The sequence below is a fragment of the Saccharopolyspora sp. ASAGF58 genome (genome assembly GCF_012277335.1).
GTDB lineage: Bacteria > Actinomycetota > Actinomycetes > Mycobacteriales > Pseudonocardiaceae > Saccharopolyspora > Saccharopolyspora hattusasensis.
In genome coordinates this window covers 5,850,871-5,873,834 of the sequence record NZ_CP040605.1, presented here as the reverse complement: position 1 = coordinate 5,873,834, position 22,964 = coordinate 5,850,871, and the positions used below count along the sequence as shown (strand labels likewise).

Below are 22,964 nucleotides of genomic sequence, written 5' to 3'. Positions count from 1 at the left end.
ACAGGAGAGTCATGCCTACCATCAAGGCCCCGATGCCCGGCGTGTTTTACCGACGCCCGTCCCCCGACGCCGACGCCTATGTCGCCGAGGGAAACTCGATCGCTCCCGGTCAAACCATCGCGCTCATCGAGGTGATGAAGACCTTCAACGAGGTCAAGGCCGACGAGCAGGGTACCTTCTCGCGGTTCCTCGTCGAGGACGGTGACGAGGTCTCGATCGGCGACGACATCGCGGAGGTGGAATCCGCATGAACGCCCTGACTCGCGTTCTCGTCGCCAACCGAGGTGAGATCGCGCTGCGCGTCATCCGGGCGTGCCACGAGGCCGGTATCGAAGCCGTTGCTGTGTACTCCAAGTCCGACGCGAACTCGCGCTGGGTCCAGCTCGCTGATGAGTCCGTATACATTGGAGGGTCACCGGCCGCCCAGTCCTATTTGAACATTGGCGCGCTGCTGGCGGCCGCCGAGGAGACGGGCGCCGACGCCGTGCACCCCGGCTACGGTTTTCTCGCCGAGAATGCCGATTTCGCGCGCCGCGTCGAAGCGGCGGGAATGACCTTCATCGGGCCTTCGCCGGAGGTCATAGAGCGGATGGGGGACAAAGCCGCCGCGCGCCGCACTGCCAAAGCCGCAGGGGTTCCGGTCCTTCCCGGGAGCGAACCCGTGACCGACCTGGCAATGGCACAGTGGGCCGCCGAAACCATCGGCTACCCGTTGCTGATCAAGGCCGCCGCCGGCGGCGGGGGCCGGGGCATCCGCCCAGTCGAGTCGCCGGACCGGCTCGCCGACGTGTTCGCCACGGCAAAAGCGGAGGCCAATGCGGCCTTCGGCGACGACACGATGTACTTGGAACGCGCTCTTGCCCGGGCCCGGCACATCGAAGTGCAGGTCTTGGCCGACGACCGGGGAAACGTCGTGCACGCCTACGAACGGGACTGCTCGGTCCAGCGTCGCAGGCAGAAGCTCATCGAGGAAGCACCCGCACCCGATCTCGATGCGGCCACCCGGTCGGAAATCTGCGCTGCCGCCGTACGTCTTGCCGCCCACGTCGGATACCGCGGCGCAGGCACCGTCGAGTTCCTCCTCGACGAAGACGGCTCCTTCTACTTCATGGAAATGAACACGCGCATCCAGGTCGAGCATCCCATCACCGAATGTGTCACCGGGATCGACCTGGTTGCCGAGCAACTGCGCATCGCGCAAGGCGAAGCATTATCGGTCCGGCAGGACGAGATCTCCCTGCAAGGCGCCGCAGTCGAGCTGCGGATCAATGCCGAAGACGCTGAGAACGACTTCGCACCCACGCCTGGAGAGCTAACCCGTTTCGACCTGCCCGGCGGGCCGGGAGTCCGCATCGACACCGGTTTCGTCACCGGAGACCGCATCAGCCCGTTCTACGATTCCATGATCGCCAAGCTCATCTGCTGGGGTGCCGATCGGGAACAGGCGTTCGCGCGCGCTGAGCAGGCGCTCGGCGAACTCCACGTGCAGGGAGTGCCCACGGCCCGTGCTCTCTACGGCAGCCTGCTTGCCTGCCCGGAACTGCGCAAGGGCACTGTCCACACAAGTTGGTTGGAGGCTTGGTTTGAGTGACTCGCAATACCTTTCCCGAGCCACACCACCCTCGACCGCGCCGGCCAGCGTCAGGTGAATGAGGCGAACGGACCGTTCGCGCCACCTACCGACGCGAACGGTCCGTTCGCCTCACACCAACAACCCACGGCTACCGTCCGGTGCGGCGGGCGGGCCGGGGAAAGGACCGGCACGCTTATTCGGCGCACCATGCCGCGAGGAAGTCCCGCGTGGGGTCGGTCGCGGCCCGCACGCCGAGAGCGTTGAGCTCGTAGGCGATCGCGGCGATGGTGTGCAGTTGCGGCCCCGGTCGGGCCGACTCCGCCATGTGCGCGATCCGGATCACGGTGGCGGCGTCGCCGTCCATTCCGCCCGCGATGTGCACACGGTGCCGCTGCGCGAGCCGACGGCGCAGGGTCCGGGCGTCGATGCTGCCCGGCAGCCGGAACGCGCCGACGGTGCTCGACTCCGCACCCGGCGGCGCCACCGGATGCATCCCGAGTACGGCCATCGCCGCGCGCAGGCCGGCGCCCGTGCGGCGGTGCCGTTCCCAGCGTTCCTCGATGCCTTCCTCCGCGGTCAGTTCGAGCGCGCGGCGCAGCGCGACCACCAGGTTGGTCGGCATGGTCCACGGCAGTCTGCGGTATCCGGACTTCAACCTGCCGCCCTGCTCCCCGGGAACCCACTGGTCCCACCACCGGAGCAGGTCGAGGTAGTAGCCGAGCGGCGGCCGTCTGCGGCCTTCGATCTCGCCGCGGGCGCGCTCGCTGACCGCGACGAAGGCCAGCCCGGGCGGCGCGCCGACCGACTTCTGGGCCGCTGAGGCGCATAGGTCGATGCCGAGGTCGTCGAAGTCGATCGCGGTGCCGCCGAGTGAGGACACCGCGTCGACCAGCAGCAGCCCGTCCCGCCGGTGCACCAGGTCGGCGTACTCGGCCAGGTCGTTGACCATGCCGGTGGACGTTTCGTTGTGTACGACGCCGAGAACGGGCCGGTCGTGCCGGTCGAGTTCGGCCTCGATGTCGCGCACCGCCAACGGCTGGCCGGAATCGTGCTTGAGCTCCACGACCCGCATGCCCAGCGACCCGCCGATAGCGGCCATCATGCGGCCGAACGTGCCGTTGGCCGGGACCACGAGAGGACGGTCGACGGGGTCCGCGCTGGCCAGCGCGGACTCGACGGCGCCCCGGCCGCTCGCGGGCAGCACCACGACTTCGCCCCCGGTGCCGTAGATCTGCTTGAGCAGTTCGCAGGTCTCGTCCATCAGCTGGGCGAACTCGGCGCTCTGGTGGTACATCGGCGGGGCCGCGAGTGCTTGGATGACCCGGTCGTCGACCAGGGTCGGGCCTGGCTCCATCTGCAATGCCATTGCGGTCATGGGGAATTCCTGTGCGTTCGAGGTCGAGTGAGTGGATCGGGAGCTGACGGCGCGGATCGGCTCGGCTGGTACGCCGTGGGCGCGGAGCTTGCCGGTCTCCTGCTCGCGGGCCAGCAGGAAGCGCTTGCCGTTCCGGTCCGCGATCACGGGCGCAACCATCTTCGGCACGTCCATTCGGATACCCGGGGGGGGTGTGAGCAACTGCTTGATCGGATCGAATCCGAACTCGCGCTCGATTTGCGCACAATCGCTGATGACCCGCACCGGGCACTCCTCATTTTGCGCCGAAGAAACCGTTCCAGGTGGAACTGCTGACGTCCGGTCAATGCGGACACAACGCTAGGCGAATCGGTTTCGGAATGTCCAATGCTTCGTTTGGAAGTTCCGATTCAACGATTGAATCGATTACCCGTGCTTCAAATAATCGAGCAGCGCGGCAAGCGCGGGGTTGTCGTTGTCGCGTCTCCAGACGAGGCTGAGTTCCACCTGGCTCGACTCGGGCAGCTCAACCGATCGGAAGACGACCTCCGGATAGCGGAGCTGGGTGGCCCCAGCTGGGACCAGGGACAGCCCGAAACCGGCGTTGACCAGCGCCAACACGGAGTGGATCTGGCTCAGGTAGTGCGAGAAGACCGGGGCGCATCCAGCATTTCTAAAAATACTGGTGAGCAGGTCGTGGAAATACCTGGATTCCGCTGGTCGATACATGATTACGCTTTCTCCGTCGAAATCGGCGACGGAGAGCGGTTCCGGCGATTTCGCGAACGCATGACCCACCGGAATAGCGGCGAACAGCTGTTCCCGCAAGTAGATTCGCGAGTCGAGATCGTGCCGCCGGACGGGAGGGCGGACCATCATTCCGAGGTCGAGACTGCCGTCGGACAGCGCCTCCAGCTGTTCGTTCTTCACCATTTCGCGCAGGATGATCTCGACCCCCGGCAGGTTCTTCCGCACCACGCCCAGCACCGCACCCAGGGTGCGGTAGGCGCTGGCCGCGGTGAAACCGAGTGCCAGGCTGCCGATCTCCCCGGTGGACGCCGAGCGGGCCATCCGCGCGGCCTGCTCGGCCTGGCGGAGCAGGCGCCGCGCCTCCGGGAGGAAAGCTCGGCCTGCCCTGGTCAACCGGATGGCGCGGTGGCTGCGGTCGACGAGCTCGACGCCGAGTTCGTTCTCCAGCAGTTGGATCTGGCGGCTCAGCGGCGGCTGGGTCATGCGGAGTCGTTCGGCGGCGCGTCCGAAGTGCAGTTCCTCGGCCACGGCTACGAAGCCGTTCAACTGGAACAGTGAGAACATGTTCTCCTTCGTCGTCCGCCGGGGAGGAACTGCCGGACCCACCCGGCCGTGCCCGTGGTGGTCGACCCGATACGGAGCATGGTCGGGGCGCTGGGTGCGGTTCCCTGAGCCTGCCCGACGGGGCGCGGATAGTCGAGCAGGACCGGGACCGGCCGCGTATCGGCTTGCGCGTGGTCACCACCCGCGTCGCGCCGAACATCCCCACGCTCTCGCGTGACTCACCAAGCCGCCTGCTCGCGGGATCCGGATCGCGCTTCCCGAACGGAAAGCATCGAAAACCCTGCATCGACGGCGAAGTCCGGCGATGAGGTCATCGTTCGACCAGGGCCTCGACGATGCTGGCCCGTCTACTCGCGCGGTGGCGTCGCAATCGCGATGCGCGGAGTCCAGCAGCCGGTAACCGGGGCTGGACTTCCGGAACATCCCCACCTACCGTTCCGGCCATGCGAACGGCATTGCGTTGAACGGAGCATCTATGGATGAGGTCTCCCTCGGGGTGGAAATCGGTGGCACCTTCACCGATCTCGTCGCCTACGGGCCTGCGGGCCTGCGGACGGTGAAGGTGCCGTCAACCACGCATGCACCCGAGCAGGGCGCGACCACGGCGGTCCGAGAGGCGTTCGCCGACCTCGGTGCCGTCGCGACCGTTGTGCACGGCTCGACGGTCGCCACCAACGCCGTGCTGGAGCGACGGGGCGAACGGGTCGGACTTCTCGTCACCGCGGGCTTCGGCGACCTGCTGGAACTGCAGCGCCAGGACCGCACCGACACCACGGTCCTGAAATACCGCAAGCCGCAGGCCCTGGTACCCCAGAGCGACGTCGTCGAGGTGATCGAGCGGATGGCCGCGGACGGCAGGGTGATCCAGGAGATCGACAGGGCATCCGCCGAAGCCGCTCTGGACGCGTTGGTTGCGACCGGGATCGACACGTTGGCGGTCTGCCTGCTGCACTCCTACCGCAACCCCGCGCACGAGTTGGCCGTCGCCGAGCTCGCCGTGCAGCGCCATCCCGGTCTTACTGTGGTCCTCTCCCATCAGGTGTCACCGGAGCCGCGGGAGTACGAGCGGGCGAGCACGACCGTCCTCGACGCCTACATCCGGCCAGCGGTCGACGGCTATCTCGGTCGTCTCGGGCACGCGCTGGCGACCGGCGGGTTCGCCGGGGACCTTCACGTGATGCAGTCCAACGGCGGGGCGATGCCCGCGGACATCGTGCGGCGCAATGCGATTCGCATGCTGCTGTCCGGTCCCGCAGGTGGCGTCAGCGCCGCGCTGGCGGTAGGCCGGGAGCTGGGTCTGCCCGATCTACTCACCTTCGACATGGGTGGGACCAGCTCGGACATCTGCCTGATCCAGGGCGGACGCGCCGAGATCCGGCACGACTCGGCGATCGACCATCTGCCCATCCGAGTGCCCATGCTGGACATCGTCACGGTGGGCTCGGGCGGCGGAAGCATCGCCGCGGTCGACCACGGCGGGATGTTGCACGTCGGGCCGCGCAGCGCGGGTTCTGAGCCCGGGCCGGCCTGCTACGGACGTGGCGGCACGCAAGCCACCATCACCGACGCGAACGTGGTGGTGGGACTAATCCGGCCGGAGCGGTTCCTCGGCGGCGGCATGCGGCTCGACATCGACGCCGCCGAGCGCGCGTGCGCGGAGGCCGGCGCGAGGCTGGGCACGGACGCCGCGGGCGGGGCCGCCGCGATCCTGCGGGTGGCCGGGACGGACATCGCCGCCGCGCTCCGCCTAACCTCCACCGAGCGCGGGGTGGACCCCGACGACTTCTGGCTGCTCACGTACGGCGGCGCGGGCGCGCAGCACGCCGTCCCACTGGCCGAAGAGCTAGGACTCAAGGGAGTCGTGGTGCCGGTGGTTCCGGGCCTGTTCTCGGCGTACGGGCTGCTCATCGCCGACCTGTCCCCGGGACTGGTCAGCTCCGGTCCTCGCTCCGCTCGACACCGTCGACCGAGACGGTCTCGCCCGGACCACCCAGGAGCTGCAGGACCGCGCCGAGCTCGAGTTCGCCCGAGCCGGGGTGGACGTCGCACGGCTGCAGTTCACCCGCACGCTGTCGCTGCGATACGTCGGTCAGGCGTTCGACCTGGAGCTCGAGGCCGACGGCGAGCTGCCCGACCTTGAAGTGCTGAGGAAAGCGTTCGATACCGAGCACCGCCGCCGCTATGGACACGCCTCCGAGGAGGCGCCGGTCGAGGTTGTCACGTTGCGGGTGACCGCGACCTTGCCTCGAGGCACCCGGGCGACCGCGCTCGCCGAGTCCGACGTGCCGATCCCGCAGCCGGAGTCGCTCGACCGTCCCCACCTGGACGCTGAGGGCCCGGTGACCTTCGTCGACCGCCGGGCCGTGACCGGGCCGCTGGCCGGTCCCGCCGTCATCGAGGAACACAGCTCCACCACCTGGGTCCCGCGCGGCTGGACGGTCCGTCCCGCGAAGGGTGGCCATCTCCTCATCACCCGGAGCGTCGCATGAACACCCCCGAAATCGACCCGGTCACCGCTAGCGTGCTTGGCACGACCTTCCCCGCGATCGCGGAGGAGATGCACCGCAACCTGATCCACAGCGCGTACTCGACGATCGTCCGAGAGTCCCGGGACGCGTCGACGTGTCTGCTCACCGCACACGGCGAGCTGTTGGCGCAGGGACGGTCGACCATTCCAATGCTACTCAACGCATTCGCGCCGATCATGGTCGAACTGGAGCGGCGTGGACTGCTCGCCGACGCAGGCCCCGGCGACGCCTTCGTGACCAACGACCCGTACGGCGGCGGCCAGCACCTCGACGACATCGCGCTGATCGTCCCGGTGTTCGCCGGCGAGGTGCTGATCGGGTACGCGGGCGCGATGGCCCACCACATCGACATCGGCGCGGCGGAGCCCGGGCTCAACCCGCTGGCCACCACGCTCCGGCACGAGGGTCTCCGCCTGCCCCCGATGCGAATCGACCTGGACCGCGACTTCGGGCCGGGCGGGGTGCTGGCGGCGGTGCTAGAGGCGAACATCCGGGTGCCCGACCAGACCCTCGGCGATCTGCGCGCGCAGGTCGCGGCCGTGCGGACCGGCGCCCGGCGGCTGCGTGAGCTGGCGGACCGGTATGGCGTGGACGTCTTGGCCGCGGCGATGCGAGCCCGGTTGGACTACGGCGAGCGGATGATGCGACACGCGGTCGCCGCGGTGCCGGACGGCGAGTACACCGCCATCGAGCAGCTCGATCCGCTCGACGGCGGCGCGCCGCTCACCATCCACGTACGCGTGGTTGTCGAGGGCGAGCGAATTCACGTCGATCTTGCCGGTACCGACCCTCAGGCGGCGAGCCCGGTCAACTCCCCGCTCGGCAGCACTGTTTCGGCCGTGACCACTGCGGTGACCCTCGTGATCGGGGGGCAGGAAGTCCCCGTCAACGCGGGAAGCCGGCGGGTCCTGACCCTCGACGTGCCATCCGGCAGCCTGCTCAACCCGGTCGAGCCCGCGCCGGTCAGCGCGCGCATGAGCGCCTGCTTCAAGGTTTTCGACGCCGTCATGGGGGCATTGGCGCAGGTCTTGCCGGAATCGGTGATCGCCCCCTCGTACAGCGCCGTGGCTGCGGTGGCGCTGTCCATGACCGGCGAGGACGGCCGGACCCGGATCTACCGGGAGGCCCTCGGCGGCGGCTACGGCGCCGGCGAGGGGTACGCGGGAGCCGACGGCTGTGCGATCACTCTGACCAACACCGCGAACGTGCCCGCTGAGTTCGCTGAGCAAGCCTTCGGACACTTTCGCGTCGAGGCCCACCGGCTGCACGGAGAACCGGGCGCGGGCGCAGAGTCCGGCGGCCGCGGCGTGGCGAAGGCCTACCGGATCCTCGCAGACGGCGTGCAGTTCGCCGCCTACTCCGACCACCACCACACCGGACCCGCAGGCCTGCACGGTGGCGGGTCGGGTGCCCCCGCGCGGTTCGTCGTCGAGCGCGACGGCCGCGAGATCGAGCTGCCCCCGCTCGTGGTCACCCGACTCTCCGCCGGTGACTTGCTGCGCGTACACACCGCCGCAGGCGGCGGCTATGGCACCCCCGACGAGGAGCACTGACATGAGCAGCGAGGTGATCCCCATCCCCCCTGCTGCGGCTGGTCGCGTGAACGCCAGGGCACTGATTTCGACCCCCTATAGCGGTGAGGTCGGTTGCGACCGCTGCGGGCTGCGGCTGCCCGAAGTCGAGGCTGTGGGCGGGTGCCCGCGCTGCGCGTCCGAGGGCGTGTACGTCAACCTGCGCACCGTCTTTCACGCCTACGACCCTGTCGCGGCCTTCGACCCGACCCAGCCGGGCCAGTTCGGCTGGCGCGCCGGCTTCCCGTTGCCACGGGAGGCGGCGGTGGTCAGCCTCGGCGAGGGAAACACCGCCACCGTCGACCTGCCGGGCGAGGCCGCCCGGCTTGGGGTGGCCGCCGTCGCAGTCAAGGACGAGTCCCGCAACCCGACCTGGTCGTACAAGGACCGGCTTGCGGCGGTGGCGGTCAGCCGGGCGCTCACCGACGGCGCGGACACGGTCGTCGTGGCGACGACCGGCAATCACGGCGCTGCGGTCGCCGCGTATGCGGCGGCGGCGGGCCTGCGCTGCGTCATCCTCACCGCGGCGTCGGCGTCGCCGGTGATGCTGGCCCAGATGCTGGCCTACGGGGCTAAGGTCATCGCACTGCCGACCGCTGCGGACCGCTGGACCGTGATGTCCGTGGCGGTGCGCGAGCACGGCTGGTTCCCTGTCTCAAGCTTCCAATCCCCGCCGGTCGGGTCGACACCGCTGGGAATCGACGGGTACAAGGCGATCGCCTTCGAGTTGCACCGCGACCTCGGTTGCGGCCCCGACGTCGTCGTGGTCCCCACCGCGTACGGCGACGGGCTCGCCGGTATCCACCGCGGTTTCGTCGAGCTGCACGCGGCCGGCCGGATCGACCGGGTCCCCCGGATGGTCGCCGCCGAACCGCTCGGCACGCTCGCCGCGTTCGCGACCTTCGCCGCCGGATTCCTCGTCCGGCCGATCGGCGGGGCCATCGCCGGGCACTTCGGGGACCGGGTCGGGCGCCGGAAGATGCTCATGATCACGGTGCTGGTCATGGGCGGCAGTTCCACCATCATCGGTCTACTGCCGACCTACAACCAGATCGGGTACTGGGCAGCCGTACTTCTGGTAATCATGCGGATGGCCCAGGGCCTGGCGATCGGCGGCGAGTGGAGCGGCGCGATCCTGCTCGCCATCGAGCAGGCCAAGGGCGGGAAGAAGACCGGGCTGCTGGGCAGTTTCCCGCAGGCCGGGAACGCCGTCGGCCTGCTGCTCGCGACCGGGAGTTTCACCCTGGTGTCATCACTGTCCACCCAGGAACAGCTGCTCGGCTGGGCATGGCGGCTGCCGTTCCTGGCCAGCGTGGTGCTGCTGGTTGTCGGTCTGGTGCTGCGCTCGTCGCTGACCGAGACCCCGCAGTTCGAGAAGCTCGTGGAGAGCGGGGCCGGGCCGGAGCGCCTGCCCCTGCTCACCGTGCTCCGCTCGCAGCCACGCAACTTCCTGCTCTCCATGGGGTCGCGGCTCGGCGTGGACATCAGCTTCTACGTGTTCACCGTCTACTCGATCAGCTATGGCGCGACCGCACTGGGCCTGCCGTCGAGCACGGTGCAGATCGGCCTGTTCATCGGCGCCGGTCTCGGGATCTTCACCGCCCCGCTGTTCGGTTGGCTGGCCGACCGCTTCGGGGTGCGTCGGACCTATGTGCTCGGCCTGGCCTTCATCGGGTTGTTCGCCTTCCCGTTCTTCGCGATGCTGGGCGTCCGCAACACGGTGGTCACCTGGATCGCACTGGTGCTGGCGTACGCGGTTGGGATCATGGCGGGATGGGCGCCATTCGCGGCCTTCCTCTCGCGCCTGTTCCCCGCCCGGGTGCGCTACAGCGGCACCGCGTTCAGCTTCCAGCTCGCCGGCACTCCTCGGTGGCGCATTCGCCCCCACGATCGGTGTCGCGCTATACGCGGGATTCGGCACCCCGTACGCCGTCGCGAGCTACCTCGCGCTCGCCTGTGCGATCAGCATCATCTGCTCGCTGTTGGTCCGGTTCGTCCCGGACGACGACGTCGAACAGATCGGGGAAAGGGCCTCATCCCACGCCGAGGCATAATCCTGATCGAAACACCCGACAGGGAGGAGCAGTGTCATGAGCACCAAGGACGAGAAGTCCCCGGAGTCGTTGACGGACCGGGTCTTCGCGGTGCTCCTGGCGTTCGTCGACGCCCCCGAGCTGGGCATCAGCGACATCCACCGGCGCACCGGACTTGACAAGAGCGTGGTGCACCGGATCGTGCGCAGCGCGGTCGCGCACGGCTTCCTCGTCCAGAATCCTCGGACCCGGAGTTACAGCGTTGGACTCCGGGCCTGGGAAATCGGTCGTGGCTACGGCGGCGCCGACCGGGTCGTCGCCCTGGCCACGCCGGTGCTGGAGGAACTCAGCAAGGAACATCAGGTCACCTGCTACCTTGGGCGCCTCGACGACCTGGAGATCGTCTACCTTGCCTTGATCGACAGTCCCGGGCCCATCCGGATCGTGCAGGAGGTCGGCAGCCGGGTTCCCGCCACCACGACGGCGGTTGGCCGGGCCCTGCTCGCCGAGCTTGACGACGCCGAACTCCACAGGCGTATCGACGGCCGCGTGGCCCCTGCCGACCAGGAGCGGCTGCTCGCCAAGATCGCGGAGAGCCGCGCCGTCGGAACCGCAGTCAACCGCGGCGAGTTCACCACCGGGGTCGCCTCGGTGGGTGCGCTCGTGCCCAGCACCACCACGCCCGAGCCCATCGGGATTTCCGCCGCGTTCCTGCTGTTCGACGACAACGAGGGCATGTGGACCTCCCTGCCCCCCGCTGTACAGGAGGCGGCCGCGCGCATCGCGCGCGATCTCGACGGGCGACCAGTCTCCCGAAAGGACCAACGATGACCGGCATCGACATCGATGACCAGACCGATGGCCGGTCCAGGACATCGTTCAGCCGGCTCCTGGCCGCGTGACTGTCGGCGCGCTGACAGTCGAGCCTCAGCCGTCGCCGAACTCCGCGAAAAGGGCAGGCAGCCCACCGGTGTACACGAAGACAATGCGGTCGTCCGGGCCCCTCAGGCCCGACCGCACATGGTCGAGTAGGCCGGCGAATCCCTTGCCGGAGTAGATCGGGTCCACGAGAAGCCCCTCCCTCCGGGCGAGCAGCGCGATCGCCTCCCGCGACGCCTCGGACGGGATCCCGTACGCCGGGCCGACGTAGGAGGTGTCGTTCACGACCAGCCCGGGCGTGACATCCGAGTACCCCAGCGCGCCGGCCGCCGCCGGCACGAGATCGGCGATCCCGCGCTCCGGAATTTTCTACCGATGGGGATCGGCCTGCGGGGAGCTCACCGGCCGCTCGCCGGGCCGCGCCTGGCTGCTGCGCGATGCCGTGCATCGCACAGCAGCCAGGCGGACGGCATTCGCCGACAGGCTCTTAAGCGCGTACGGCGACTGTGGCGTCGAGCTCGACCAACGCGCCCTGCGGCAGGCCGGGCGCCGGAAGCGCAGTCCGGGCGTGCCGGCCTGCGTCGCCGAGAACGTCGATCAGCAGTTGCGATGCTCCGTCGACCACCTCGGGCTGGTCGATGGCATCGGCCGTGCTCGCCACCCAGGCGTTGAGCTTGAGCACCCGCACCACGTTCTCCAGGCCGACCGCGTCGTCGATGCGGGCGAGCAGGTTCAGGGCGCTGACGCGGGCCGCGGCGATGCCCTCGGCCACCCCGATGCCGTCGCCCAACCGACCCCCGAGGATCTCGCCCGCGCCCGTGCGGGAGATCTGCCCGGAGACGTACAGCAGCTCGCCGGCCCGGACGACGGGTTCGTAGGCGTACTTCGGCGGGCCGAGCACGGGGAGCTCCAGGGACAGCTCGGCGAGCCGGCGGCGGACTTCGGTCCCGGCGGCGCTCATCGCTTGCTCACCACGTACGTCCGGTCCCGGCCGACGTACCAGAGGTCCTCGGTGCCGATCGCAACGTTGTCGTACCGCCAGGGGATCTCGGCGGCGCCGTACGACCCGACCTGCAGGACATGCTTGTAGCCGGGCCGCAACTCGTTCGCGAACGACTCCTGCTTGCCCATGAGGTGGCCGACGTTGCGCTTCCGGTACTCGGTGTCGAAGTCGATCTCGGTGCCGAGCATCCCGATCTCGCGCATCCGGTCCAGGTGCGGCGCCAGGTAGCGCAGGGTTCCCTCGTGCACGTCCTCGCACACCACGCCCGGTCGCAGCTGGCCGATGATGCCCTCCCGGACGACGTCGAAGAAGAACGCGTAGGCCTCCTTCCCACCCTCGGTGCGGGGCAGCGACCGGGCCATGTCGGAGGTGGCGACGGTGACGCCGTCGGCGACGACCCGCACGCCGGCGTCGAGCTGGATGCAGGTCGTGTCCTGGTTGATCGGGAAGTCCACCGGGGGTCCGGGGAAGAGCATCCGGTTCGACGAGTGCAGGTTCGTGAAGTACGGCTCGATCGCGAACGGGATGTCGTGGGTCGTGCGGAACTCGGTGATCTTGTCGAGGTAAACGGCGTGGATGTCGAGCTCGGTGAACTCGCGGCCGTCGTCGATGCCGCGCTCGGCCCAGGCGAGCGCGGCCTCGATGGCCGACACGCTGGCTCGCGCGGCGATGACCTGGAAGGCGAGGTCCTCGTGGTCCCGGACGTCGCGCCAGTGGCCGAGATCGGTCGAGATCCCGACCAGCTCGGCCCCCGCGCGCTCCAGCTCGCGAGCGAGGCCGATGCCGACGAACTCCTCCTCGACACCGGTCCGCGTGCCCGGGCTCACCTCCGCGACGGCTGCCCCGACCGACGGGTACTCGCCGATCGGCGCCCCGGGAAGGCCCGGGGTGCCGCTGGGCGCGAGCACAACCAGCCGCTCGGCCGCGGGCAGCCACACCGCGACGGCGCCCGGCGGCTGGGCATGTCCGGTCACCTCGGTGTAGTTGGGGGTAGCGGCGAGGAGAACCGCGTCCAGCGCACGCTCGTGGGCCAGCGCGGTCAGCGCCGGGAACCGGGTGTCCTCGGCAGCGGAGAGCTCGTCCGCGAGCCCGTCGAGGTGCTCGACCCCCTCGATCAGCCGGCGTGCGACCTGCACGCCCTCGGCCCGCCAGTCGGCGAACCGGGCGAGCACCGACGCGGTGTCGATCTCGTATGCGACCACCGGAACCGGGTCCTGGTCGTCGGCGGTCACCTCCAGCGTCCCGGCGTCGGAGAGGACACGGTGGTGTGCGAGGACGACGTCCGCGGCCAGGTGCACCCGGCCGTCGGCCGCCAGGTCCGCAACCAGGCTGGTCAACGATTCCGCGGCCGGGGAGTCCGCAATGATCCGCGGGTCGATCGTGACCCACGGCGCGTAGAACCGGATCTGGTCCGCTGGGACGCCGGCCGAGAGCGCGTTGCCCTGCTCCTGCTGACGGACCAGCAGGAAGCATTCGTCGCCCCGCTGCGCGATCAATGGCGCGACCAGCGGGTGGGAGTCGAGGCGGATCGCGGAGAACAGCAGGCTCCGGCGAGCGTCGAGCCCGTAGCGCTGCTCGACCTGTGCGGCGTCGGCGGTGAGGTGCAACATGACGTTCCTCCCGGTGTCGGTGTGGTCAGCTGATGCCGGCGATGACGCCGATGTGCGACTCGATCTCGGTCGCGTACTCGGAGAAAGCCGGGGAGAAGCGGTGTTCCTTGTCGCGGGGGCGCGGCAGGTCGATCTCGATGTCGGCGACGATGCGACCCGGCCGGTCCCCGAGCACGACGACGCGGTCGGCCAGCCACACCGCCTCCGGAATGCTGTGCGTGACGAAAAGGACGCTGCAGCCGGTGGTGCGCCAGATCCGCTGGATCTCGAAGTTCATCGAGTCCCGGGTCATGGCGTCGAGCGCGCCGAACGGCTCGTCCATCAGGAGCAGCTCGGGGTGCGACACCAGCGCCCGGCAGATCGCGACCCGCTGCTGCATGCCGCCGCTGAGCTCGTAGGAGTAGCGGGTCGTCCGGTCTCCCAGCCCGACCATCTCGAGCAGCTCCCGGGCGTAGCGCTCGGCCTCGCCCGTGCGGGTGCCGCGGAACTCCAGCGGCAGCAGCACGTTGTCCAGGTTGTTGCGCCAGGGCAGCAGCACCGGGCTCTGGAACACCATCGCGATGTCCTCGAGCCCCTCCTTGATCGGCCGGCCCTTGACCAGGATTTCGCCCTCGGTCGGGTCCTGGAGACCGGAGATCGTCTTCAGCAGCGTCGTCTTGCCGCTGCCGGACTGCCCCACGATCGAGACGAACTGTCCAGGCTTCACGTGGAAGTCCAGGCCCTGCAGGACGGTGTTGTCCTCCCCGTCCCGGGAGCGATAGGTCTTCCCGACGTTGTTCACCGAGATGGCGTGCTCGTGGTTCATCTGACTCTCCGTCCTGCCGTCACGGCGCCTGGATGGCATCGCCGCGGTGCAGCGGTGCGAGGTAGGCGTTGCTGTACACGTCTGCGGGGGTGAGGCGGGCGTCCGGTTTCAGCCCGAGGAACTGGTGCGCGACGTCGATCATTTTCTGGACGCCCGCGTCGTCCATCACGCCGTACTCGTCCGCCGCCGCGCCGGTGCCCCAGTTCAGGGCGCATTGCTCGTTGATCGCTAGGACAACGGTCCTGTCCTCGTAGCCGCTGACTTCCTTCTGGAAGTCGTGCGCCGCCTCCTGCGGGTGCCCGCAGGCCCAGAGGAACCCCTTCTGCATCGCCCGGTTGAACCGCTCCACCTGGCCGGGGTTCGTCCGCAGCTTCTCGCCGGAGACGATGATCCCGTTCCCGTAGAGATCGATCCCCAGGTCCGACCACTTAAGGACGACGGCCTTGCGACCGAGTGCGTCGATCGCCGGCTGGTCGGACACGTAAAGGGCGAGGTTGGCGTCCCATTGTCCGGCCAGCAGCCCCGGGATCTTGGCGGCACCGGTGGCGTGCACGACGTTCACGTCGTTCTTGGACAGCCCCAACTTGTTCAGCGCGTACGGCCACATCGCGGGCATCGCGCCGGCCGCCTCGGTCGCGACCGTCTTGCCGCGCAGGTCCTCCCAGCCGTCGATGCCGGTACCGGCCAGCGCGACGACGGCGTAGGCGGAGCGGGCCTGCACCAGATTGACCTGCTTGATGTCGGCGCCGCGGGCCCGGCTCGTGACGGTGACGCCGAAGTCGGCCCAGCCGACGTCGACCTTGCCGGTGTCCACCGCGGTGACGGTGTTGCCGGAGCCCGAGCCTGGCATGACGGTGAGGTCGATGCCCTCCGCCTTGAAGAAGCCACGCTCGACAGCCGAGATGAACGGCGCGTGCTTGGGCAGCCAGCTGACGTCGAGCATCAGCGACATCTGGTCCCGGCCAGTGCCGCCGCCGCAGCCGGCGAGGGTCAGCAGGAGGACGGCCCCGAGCGCGACGGCGGTCGTGCGGATCGAGTGACGCATGCGAGTCCCCGCCCTCACTTGGTGTGCTGCTTCCACGGCACGAGCTTGCGTCCCGCGACGTCGACGATGAAGAACAGCGCCAGCGCGATCGCGGCGAGCACGATGAACGCCGCGAACATCGACGCGAGGTCGACCTGGCTGTTCGCCAGCATGATCACGTAGCCGAGGCCCTTCGAACCGGCGATGAACTCACCGACCACCGCGCCGCCAACGGCCAGCGAGATCGAGATCTTGGCCCCGGAGAGGACCGACGGGATCGCGTGGATGAACTCGATCTTCGTCATCTTCTTCCACTGCGAGGCCTTGTTGATCCGCGCCAGTTCCTGCAGCTCGTGCGGCACCGAGCGGAGCCCGTCATAGGTGTTGATGACCAGCGGGAAGAAGGCGATGGCCATCGCCACGAACGCCTTGGACTCGAAGCCGAACCCGAACCAGACGATGAACAGCGGGGCCAGCGCGACCTTCGGGATGGTGTCGATGGCGATGAGCGCCGGGTAGAGAAAGCTCCGGATCGTCGTCGAGTAGTGCAGCGCGGCGCCGCAGAGCACGCCGAGCGCGGTGCCGAGCGCGAACCCGGCGAGCGCCTCCTGCAGCGTGATGAACGTGTTCTCCGCGAAGTAGCCGGGGCGCTCGGCCAGCTCGACGAACGCCGAGATCGGCCCGACCAGCAGGTACTCCGGCGGGGCGAACAGCGCGACGACGAGCTCCCACAGCGCGAACAGGGCGATGATGCCCGCGATGGCCTTGACCGCGGCGACGACCGAGTCGCGACGCGGTCCCCGCCGGCGCGGGCGCTGCTCACCGGGTCCGGCCGGGGTGGCCGGAGCCGGGGCGGATCGCCCGCGGTCCTTCGCCTTGATGTCAGGAGTGACCACGTCGAATGCTCCCTTCGGGGTAGTGAACGGCGTCGGGCTCGTGCCCGCGGCCGCCGGAACGGGTGGGATCGCCCGGCACGGCCAGGAGCGCCCTCGATGGCGGGGATGGTGTCATGCGTTCCTCACAGCGTTGTGAAAGATGCGCGGTTGTGAAAGGTGCGCGGCCGTGGCCGCAGCGGGAGTGGTTCCGGGTCGGCCCGCGTCTCAGCCGGCGGCGAGCGGCTCCCGTCCGGTCTCGCCGTCGGTCCGCCGCCACAGACGGTCCGGGTTGCCGTCGGCCAGGTCGGCGGGGAGCAGCGCGGCCGGGACGTCCTGGTAGGCGACGGGCCGCAGGAACCGCTCGATCGCGAGGGTGCCCACCGACGTGCTGCGTGGATCGGTCGTGGCGGGGAACGGGCCGCCGTGCACCATCGCGTAGCCGACCTCGACCCCGGTGGGCCATCCGTCGAACAGGATCCGCCCGGCCCGCTCCTCCAGCAACGGTAGGAGCCTGTGGGCGAGTTCGTGGTCGGGGGCGTCGGCGTGCACCGTCGCGGTCAGCTGGCCCTCCAGCGCGGCGACGGCTGCGGTCAGCTCGGTGACGTCCGCGCACCGGACGAGCAGCGACGTCGCGCCGAAGACCTCGGTCTGCAGCTTCGGGTCGGCGAGGAACCGGTCGCCGGCCACGGTCAGCAGCCGGGCACGACCGCCCGCAGCGGTGCCGTCCCCACCGCCACGGGCGAGCTCCACCACCCCGGGCAGGGCGGCCACCGCGTCACCGGCGGCGGCGTAGTTCTCGGCGATCCCGGTGGTCAGCATGGTGGCGCCGGTGTCGGCGGCCACGGCCTCCGCGGCGGAGTCGGCGAACGCGTCGAGCCCCGGGCCCTCGACCGCCAGCAGGAGGCCGGGGTTGGTGCAGAACTGCCCGGCGCCGAGGGTGAGCGACCCGGCGAAGGCGGTGCCCAGCTCGGCACCCCGAGTGGCCAGTGCGGCGGGCAGCAGCAGCACCGGGTTGATGCTGCTCATCTCGGCGTACACCGGGATCGGCACCGGCCGCGCGGCGGCCGTCGCGGCGATCGCGAGCCCGCCGGCACGGGAACCGGTGAAGCCGACCGCCTTGATCCGCGGATCGGCCACGAGCTGCGCACCGATCTCCGTCCCGCTGCCGACCAACTGGGCGAAGACGCCCTTCGGCATCCCGGTGTCGGCGGCCGCGTCGGCGATCACCCGCGCCGCGAGCTCCGCCGTCCCGAGATGCGCGGAGTGGGCCTTGACGACGACCGGGCATCCGGCCGCGAGGGCGGAGGCGGTGTCGCCGCCGGCCGTGGAGAACGCTAGCGGGAAGTTGCTCGCGCCGAACACGGCGACCGGGCCCAACGGGATCCGGCGCTGCCGGATGTCGGCCCGCGGCAGCGGGGAACGGTCGGGCTGTGCGGGGTCGATCCGGGCGCCCTGCCACGTTCCCGCACGCAGCTCGGTCGCGAACAACCGCAACTGCCCGCTGGTGCGGCCGACCTCGCCGGTGAGCCGCGGGACGGGCAACGCGGTCTCGGCGTGGGCCCGTTCGACCAGGTCGTCCCGGCGCTCGTCGAGCAGATCGGCGATGCGCTCGAGGAAACCGGCTCGCCGGGCGGCGGGGATCTCCCGGTAGACACCGAACGCCGCTGCGGCCAGCGCGCAGGCCTGCTCGACCTGCTCGGCCGACGCGGCCGGGTACCCGGGCTCGAGCGCGGCCCCCGTGCGGGGGTCGGTGGATCGGACGTTCTCGCCGGTGCCGGTCACCGGCTCGCCACCGATGATCATTGCGCCGGTCGGGCCGGTCATGAGGGGAGCAGACATGCGCGTCCTTCCGCGTCGTCGTCGTGAGCCGTGATCAGGCGGTGACCGACCGCGACACCGCGATCACCTCGGAAAGCAGGGCGCGCTCCCGGTCGTCGAGATCGGTCAGCGGCGGCCGCACCGGACCGGCCGAGTGCCCAGTCAGGTCCAGGCCCGCCTTGACGATGCTCACCGCGTAGCCCGGCTTCCGGTCGCGGATGGCGGTGTAGGGCAGCACGACCTCGTCGAGCAGCCGCTGCACGGTCGCCCGGTCTCCGGCCCGGACGGCGGTGTAGAAGGTCAGTGCGAACTCGGGCAGGAAGTTGAAGATCGCCGAGCTGTAGGTCGTCACACCGAGTTCGAGGTAGGGCAGCGCGAAGGTCTCCGCCGTCGGCAGCCCGCCGATGTAGACGAGGCGATCGCCGAGCCGGGAGTGGATCCGGGTGATCGTCTCGAGGTCACCAACCCCGTCCTTGAAGCCGATCAGGTTCGGGCAGGTCTCGGCTAGCTGGGCGACGGCCTCCGCGCTGTACACCGCGTTGGCCCGGCTGTAGATCACGACACCCAGCGAGGTGGCCTCGCAAACCGCGCGAACGTGCGAGACGAGACCGTCCGCCGAGGCCTCGGTCAGGTAGGGCGGGAAGAGCAGCACCCCGTCCGCCCCGGCCGCCTCGGCGTCCCGGGCGAAGCCGATCGCCTGGGCGGTCCCGTGCCCCGCCGGGGCCAGGATCGGGGTGTCCTCCGGCGCGCTCTCGACGGCGGCGCGGACGACATCGCCCACCTCCGCGGGCGTCAGCGAGAAGAACTCACCGGTCCCACCGGCGGCGAACAGGCCGGCCACCTCGTACTTGGCGAGGCGGACGATGTTGTCCCGGTACGCGGTCTCGTCGAACGCGAGATCGCGGGTGAAGTGAGTGACGGGGAAGGACAACAGCCCCGAGCCGAGACGCTGCGCGAGCTCGGTGGGAGCGATGGCGGGCATGGGCGGGTTCCTCCTAGGCGGTAGGCGACAGCAACCGGCGACGAGCCTAAGAAGCAGCAAGGATGCCTGTCCAACACTTCTTTCGCATTAACTGATGCTTAGACTGAATCGGTGTTTACCTTCAGTCAACTGGAGAGTTTCGTCGCGGTCGCCGAGACGCTCCACTTCGGACGGGCCGCCGAGCGGCTCTCCATGACCCAGCCGCCGCTGACCCGGCGGATCCAGCTCCTGGAGCGCGAGCTAGGTGTCGAGCTGTTCGACCGGGCCGGGCGGACGGTGCGGCTCACGGCGGCCGGACGCGCGTTCCTGGCCGACGCGCGGCGAATCCTCGGCCTGTCCACCCAGGCAGCGCTCGCGGTCCGCCGGGTGCCGACCGGCGAGGTCGGGACGGTGGCGCTCGGATTCACCGCCTCGGCTGCCCACTCCGTGCTGGACGCCGTGGTGGAGGCCATACATTCGCACCTCCCCGGCGTCGACCTGGTGCTCCGCGAGCGGGTCTCCAGCACGCAACTGGAGGAGCTTCGCTCCGGGGAGCTGAACCTCGCCCTCGTCCGCCCGCCGGTGCCCGTCGGCCTGTCCGGGCACCTGCTGCATCGGGAAGCCTTGCTGGCAGCTGTCCCGGCGGGCCACCAGCTCGCGGATCCCGCCCGGGCCCTGCACCTGCACGATCTCGACGGCCAGCCGTTCGTCATGTATTCGCCCACCGAAGCCCGGTACTTCCACGAGGTGCTCGTCGGCGTCTTCCGCGGTGCCGGGATCGCGCCGCGCTACGTCCACCACCTCAGCCAGGTGCACACGATCCTGGCGCTGGTTCGAGCCGGGCTGGGGCTCGCCCTGGTCCCGCAGGCGGCGACCGCACTCGGCCTCGACGGCGTCGTCCTGCGACCGGTGGAGGGCATCGCCGGAGAACCGGTCGAGCTGGTCGCCGTCTGGCGGGCGAACGACGAGAACCCCGCGCTGCACGCCGTGCGCGACATCGTAATCGCCGCGACATCGGACGAGCGACGGGAACGCCCACCCGACGGCGACCGCCCCGCAGAGCCCTAAAGTGCTGCTCGCGCGCCCACGGGGCAGCCAGGCTAACCGGGCCCGATGGAAACCCAGGTAAGGCGACCGCTTGCGGCGCTGCGGGTACCGCCATGGAAAGACCCGAGCCAGTACAGCTCTCGCTGCTCTAGCTCGGGTCAACGCCAGCGGCGCAAGTCGCTGGCTCGATGAACGTTTTTACACGTTTCCCGAACGGTGTGCTGTCACCGCTCGTGGTCGCCACGCTCGGCGCGTCCCTGGCACACCAGCCCATCGGTCAACGCTTTGTGAGTTGCCGTTCAACTCCGACGCTGTCGATGTCTTCGCGGAGTTCTACCCCGTGCCCTGGTCCCTCTGGTACGGACAGGATTCCATTGACCACCTGCGGAACGCCAGTCACCAGTTGCGGGTACCAGGTGCGGAGGTAGGCGCGGGAGACCTCTTGGATGAACCCGTTCATTTCGCTCATCACCAGGTGCGTGGACGCAGCCAGTGAGACGGGGCCCGTGCAGTCGTGGGGTGCGAGCGGCACGGCGAACGCGTCAGCCAAGGCGGCGATTTTTCGGGCTTCCCCGATTCCACCTGTCCATTGGATATCGACCGTTGCATAGTCGACAATGCCGGCGGCGAGCAACGGCTGGAATCCTCGCCGGCCGACGGACGTTTCGCCGATTGCAATCGGCATGTCCACCGACTGCCGGAGACGTACCAGCGCATCGATCGCGTCCGGTCGCAGCGGGTCCTCGACCCACAGTGGCTGAAACTCCGCGATCCCCTTCAGAATCCGTGTCGCGGCGGGCCGGCGCCATAGACCATGCATCTCGACCATGATGTCGATCTTGTCGCCAACCGCCTCGCGAATGTCCGACAGGACCTTGATGCCTGCCTTCAGTTCGTCGCTGCTGATGTCGTTCCCGTTAGAGGCTTCTGCGGCCTGGTCGAAAGGCCATATTTTCATTCCGGTGAAGCCCTCGGCGACCAGGTCTTTTGCCAATTGGCCCGGCCGGTGCAGGAACGCGTCGAGGTCCTCCAGGTCGTTTGGCTTTGTCGCGTCAGCCGGCAGGCCCCAGTTTTTTGAGGACATCTCGGTCAGTGTGGTCATGTATTGCGTGCCGCCACAAGTGTTGTAGCAACGAATGCTGTCGCGGACCGGGCCACCAAAAAGCTCAGCGAGAGGTCGTCCCGTGGACTTTCCGAGAATGTCCCACAGCGCCAGGTCGATAGCCGCGTTACCTCGGGTCTCGGCGCCGGATCCTTGGTACCCGACGTATGGCCTCAGCGCCATCATGACATGCTCAGGATTGGCGTTATCCATGGAGAATAGTATTGGTGCCGCGCTTTCATGGATATAGGCTTCAACGGCTTTCGGGCCGAAGAACGCCTCGCCCAATCCCGTCAATCCTTCATCCGTTCGGAGCCGGACGAAGACTAGATTCGACTGGATCTGCGGCCGGATCGTCTCAACTTCTATGATCTTCACTTGTCGCCCACTCCTCGCTGTTGGCATCAAACGCTTGTCGCTCTGCCGGTACGATCGACTTCTGCTTGCCGGCGTGTTTCTCGGGGAGCCAGCTAGTATCCCGCTGTGGTGTCAACCACGCCGATGAGTTGGTCGCCATTGTTGAGCGCGTTGATATTGTGCGTCACCCGCTCCGCGAGAAGTGGTGCGACCAGTTCTGCGGGATCTCCCGAGTGCGGTGTGATGATGCAACGATCGCAGCTCCACAGCGGGCTTTCGTCCGGCAGGGGCTCGGGCTCGACCACGTCGAGGCCGGCGGCTGCGATCTCACCGCACTCGAGCGCTTTCACCAGGTCCGGAGTGTGGACGAGCGCGCCCCGCCCGACGTTGACGAAGATCGCGGAGTCTCGCATGGCACGGAACTCTTCGGCGGCGAACATGTGGTGCGTCTCCTCGGTGAGGGCCGCGGCGACAACGACCACGTCGGCGTGCGGGAGCACGTCGCGGAGTTCCTTGGGGGTAACGGTCGCCACGGCACCCTTCATCGGAACCGGCTTGCGGCGTACCGATACAACGCGCACGGAGAAGGGGGCGAGCAGCTGAGTTAGCGCCAACGCAATGCCGCCGGCACCCACGATGACGACAGTTGCGCCGTAGAGCGAACGGCCCTTCGGCTGCCTCCACGTGGCGGCACGTACACGTTCCGGTAGGTACCGCAGTAACGCGAGCACCAGCATCAGCGCGTGTTCAGCCACCGGTTGCGCGAAGCTGCCTTTCGCGCTCGTGAAAACGACATCCTTGCCTCCGAACTCGCGAAGGACATCGTGGTAGGCGTCCACCCCGGCAACCGGCAGCTGCACCCACCGGAGGTTCGGGTAACGGTTGAGGGTGTCCCGCAGCCGTTGCGGCGACCCGTCCATCCAGATCAGGCCTGCCGCGGAGGAGATGTCTTCGGTGAAGTCGGTGGCACGCCCCAGCGCAGCGCTTCTTTCGCTAGGCACCACGGTCACCGGACCTGCCGGAGGTCGCGCATGTTCAGGCGGGAAGTACTCAGGCTGCCCCATCACTGCCTCCAAGCCTTTCTGGTGGGAGTTCGAAGCCGCCCAATCT

General features: G+C 69.1%; 20 protein-coding genes. 8 read left to right on the top strand and 12 right to left on the bottom strand.

What is annotated here, in order from left to right:
- Positions 1-11 precede the first annotated feature (11 nt).
- Both FDZ84_RS27335 and FDZ84_RS27330 read left to right on the top strand, forming a co-directional pair.
- Positions 12-251, top strand: a complete 240-nt coding sequence (locus FDZ84_RS27335; RefSeq protein ID WP_168588215.1) for an acetyl-CoA carboxylase — start codon at positions 12-14, stop codon at positions 249-251.
- Positions 248-1,591 carry an acetyl/propionyl/methylcrotonyl-CoA carboxylase subunit alpha gene (locus FDZ84_RS27330; RefSeq protein ID WP_168588214.1) on the top strand — a complete coding sequence of 448 codons (1,344 nt, stop codon included), beginning with the start codon at positions 248-250 and terminating at the stop codon, positions 1,589-1,591. The genes FDZ84_RS27335 and FDZ84_RS27330 overlap by 4 nt, the downstream gene beginning before the upstream one ends.
- Before the next feature lie 175 nt (positions 1,592-1,766).
- On the opposite strand, the gene FDZ84_RS27325 is transcribed toward FDZ84_RS27330, so the two are convergent.
- A complete protein-coding gene (locus tag FDZ84_RS27325; protein ID WP_168588213.1) occupies positions 1,767-3,107 on the bottom strand; it encodes an alanine--glyoxylate aminotransferase family protein in 1,341 nt (446 codons plus the stop codon).
- Positions 3,108-3,353: 246 nt separating this feature from the next.
- The gene (locus FDZ84_RS27320; protein WP_168588212.1) at positions 3,354-4,241 is read right to left on the bottom strand and encodes a LysR substrate-binding domain-containing protein; all 888 of its coding nucleotides are present in this window, start codon (positions 4,239-4,241) and stop codon (positions 3,354-3,356) included.
- A gap of 475 nt (positions 4,242-4,716) precedes the next feature.
- Here FDZ84_RS27320 and FDZ84_RS27315 point away from each other — a divergent pair, with 475 nt between their 5' ends.
- The 5 genes from FDZ84_RS27315 to FDZ84_RS27300 are packed head-to-tail and all read left to right on the top strand — an operon-like array spanning position 4,717 to position 11,204.
- Positions 4,717-6,381: a hydantoinase/oxoprolinase family protein gene (locus FDZ84_RS27315; RefSeq protein ID WP_168588211.1), complete on the top strand. Its 1,665-nt coding sequence runs from the start codon at positions 4,717-4,719 to the stop codon at positions 6,379-6,381.
- Entirely contained in the window at positions 6,278-6,730 is a 453-nt protein-coding gene (locus FDZ84_RS27310; protein WP_168588210.1) for a hypothetical protein, read from the top strand. The genes FDZ84_RS27315 and FDZ84_RS27310 overlap by 104 nt, the downstream gene beginning before the upstream one ends.
- Entirely contained in the window at positions 6,727-8,322 is a 1,596-nt protein-coding gene (locus FDZ84_RS27305; protein ID WP_168588209.1) for a hydantoinase B/oxoprolinase family protein, read from the top strand. The genes FDZ84_RS27310 and FDZ84_RS27305 overlap by 4 nt, the downstream gene beginning before the upstream one ends.
- Position 8,323: 1 nt before the next feature.
- Positions 8,324-10,552 carry a pyridoxal-phosphate dependent enzyme gene (locus FDZ84_RS39410; RefSeq protein WP_246868462.1) on the top strand — a complete coding sequence of 743 codons (2,229 nt, stop codon included), beginning with the start codon at positions 8,324-8,326 and terminating at the stop codon, positions 10,550-10,552.
- Positions 10,485-11,204 carry an IclR family transcriptional regulator gene (locus tag FDZ84_RS27300; protein ID WP_246869238.1) on the top strand — a complete coding sequence of 240 codons (720 nt, stop codon included), beginning with the start codon at positions 10,485-10,487 and terminating at the stop codon, positions 11,202-11,204. The genes FDZ84_RS39410 and FDZ84_RS27300 overlap by 68 nt, the downstream gene beginning before the upstream one ends.
- A gap of 96 nt (positions 11,205-11,300) precedes the next feature.
- On the opposite strand, the gene FDZ84_RS27295 is transcribed toward FDZ84_RS27300, so the two are convergent.
- The 8 genes from FDZ84_RS27295 to kdgD form a co-directional block, all read right to left on the bottom strand.
- Positions 11,301-11,591 carry a pyridoxal-phosphate dependent enzyme gene (locus FDZ84_RS27295; RefSeq protein WP_210435135.1) on the bottom strand — a complete coding sequence of 97 codons (291 nt, stop codon included), beginning with the start codon at positions 11,589-11,591 and terminating at the stop codon, positions 11,301-11,303.
- A gap of 148 nt (positions 11,592-11,739) precedes the next feature.
- The gene (locus FDZ84_RS27290) at positions 11,740-12,213 is read right to left on the bottom strand and encodes a RidA family protein (protein ID WP_168588207.1); all 474 of its coding nucleotides are present in this window, start codon (positions 12,211-12,213) and stop codon (positions 11,740-11,742) included.
- Positions 12,210-13,865 carry a M24 family metallopeptidase gene (locus FDZ84_RS40380; RefSeq protein WP_168588206.1) on the bottom strand — a complete coding sequence of 552 codons (1,656 nt, stop codon included), beginning with the start codon at positions 13,863-13,865 and terminating at the stop codon, positions 12,210-12,212. The genes FDZ84_RS27290 and FDZ84_RS40380 overlap by 4 nt, the downstream gene beginning before the upstream one ends.
- A gap of 25 nt (positions 13,866-13,890) precedes the next feature.
- Complete coding sequence (locus FDZ84_RS27280; protein WP_168588205.1) at positions 13,891-14,670, bottom strand: ABC transporter ATP-binding protein; 780 nt, start codon at positions 14,668-14,670, stop codon at positions 13,891-13,893.
- Between the two features lie 19 nt (positions 14,671-14,689).
- Positions 14,690-15,715: an ABC transporter substrate-binding protein gene (locus tag FDZ84_RS27275; RefSeq protein WP_168588204.1), complete on the bottom strand. Its 1,026-nt coding sequence runs from the start codon at positions 15,713-15,715 to the stop codon at positions 14,690-14,692.
- 14 nt (positions 15,716-15,729) lie between these two features.
- Positions 15,730-16,590, bottom strand: coding sequence for an ABC transporter permease (locus FDZ84_RS27270; RefSeq protein ID WP_168588203.1), 861 nt, complete (start codon positions 16,588-16,590; stop codon positions 15,730-15,732).
- A gap of 204 nt (positions 16,591-16,794) precedes the next feature.
- On the bottom strand, positions 16,795-18,408 hold the full coding sequence (locus FDZ84_RS27265) for an aldehyde dehydrogenase (NADP(+)) (RefSeq protein ID WP_168588202.1): 1,614 nt from the start codon (positions 18,406-18,408) through the stop codon (positions 16,795-16,797).
- 34 nt (positions 18,409-18,442) lie between these two features.
- Entirely contained in the window at positions 18,443-19,369 is a 927-nt protein-coding gene (gene kdgD / locus FDZ84_RS27260) for a 5-dehydro-4-deoxyglucarate dehydratase (protein ID WP_168588201.1), read from the bottom strand.
- Positions 19,370-19,480: 111 nt separating this feature from the next.
- On the opposite strand from kdgD, the gene FDZ84_RS27255 reads away from it, so the two are divergent.
- Positions 19,481-20,416, top strand: coding sequence for a LysR family transcriptional regulator (locus FDZ84_RS27255; RefSeq protein ID WP_168588200.1), 936 nt, complete (start codon positions 19,481-19,483; stop codon positions 20,414-20,416).
- Positions 20,417-20,672: 256 nt separating this feature from the next.
- Here the strand turns inward: FDZ84_RS27255 and FDZ84_RS27250 are convergent, their stop codons facing one another.
- A complete protein-coding gene (locus FDZ84_RS27250; RefSeq protein WP_168588199.1) occupies positions 20,673-21,875 on the bottom strand; it encodes a mandelate racemase/muconate lactonizing enzyme family protein in 1,203 nt (400 codons plus the stop codon).
- A gap of 92 nt (positions 21,876-21,967) precedes the next feature.
- The gene (locus FDZ84_RS27245; protein WP_168588198.1) at positions 21,968-22,855 is read right to left on the bottom strand and encodes an NAD(P)-dependent oxidoreductase; all 888 of its coding nucleotides are present in this window, start codon (positions 22,853-22,855) and stop codon (positions 21,968-21,970) included.
- Between the last annotated feature and the right edge of the window lie 109 nt (positions 22,856-22,964).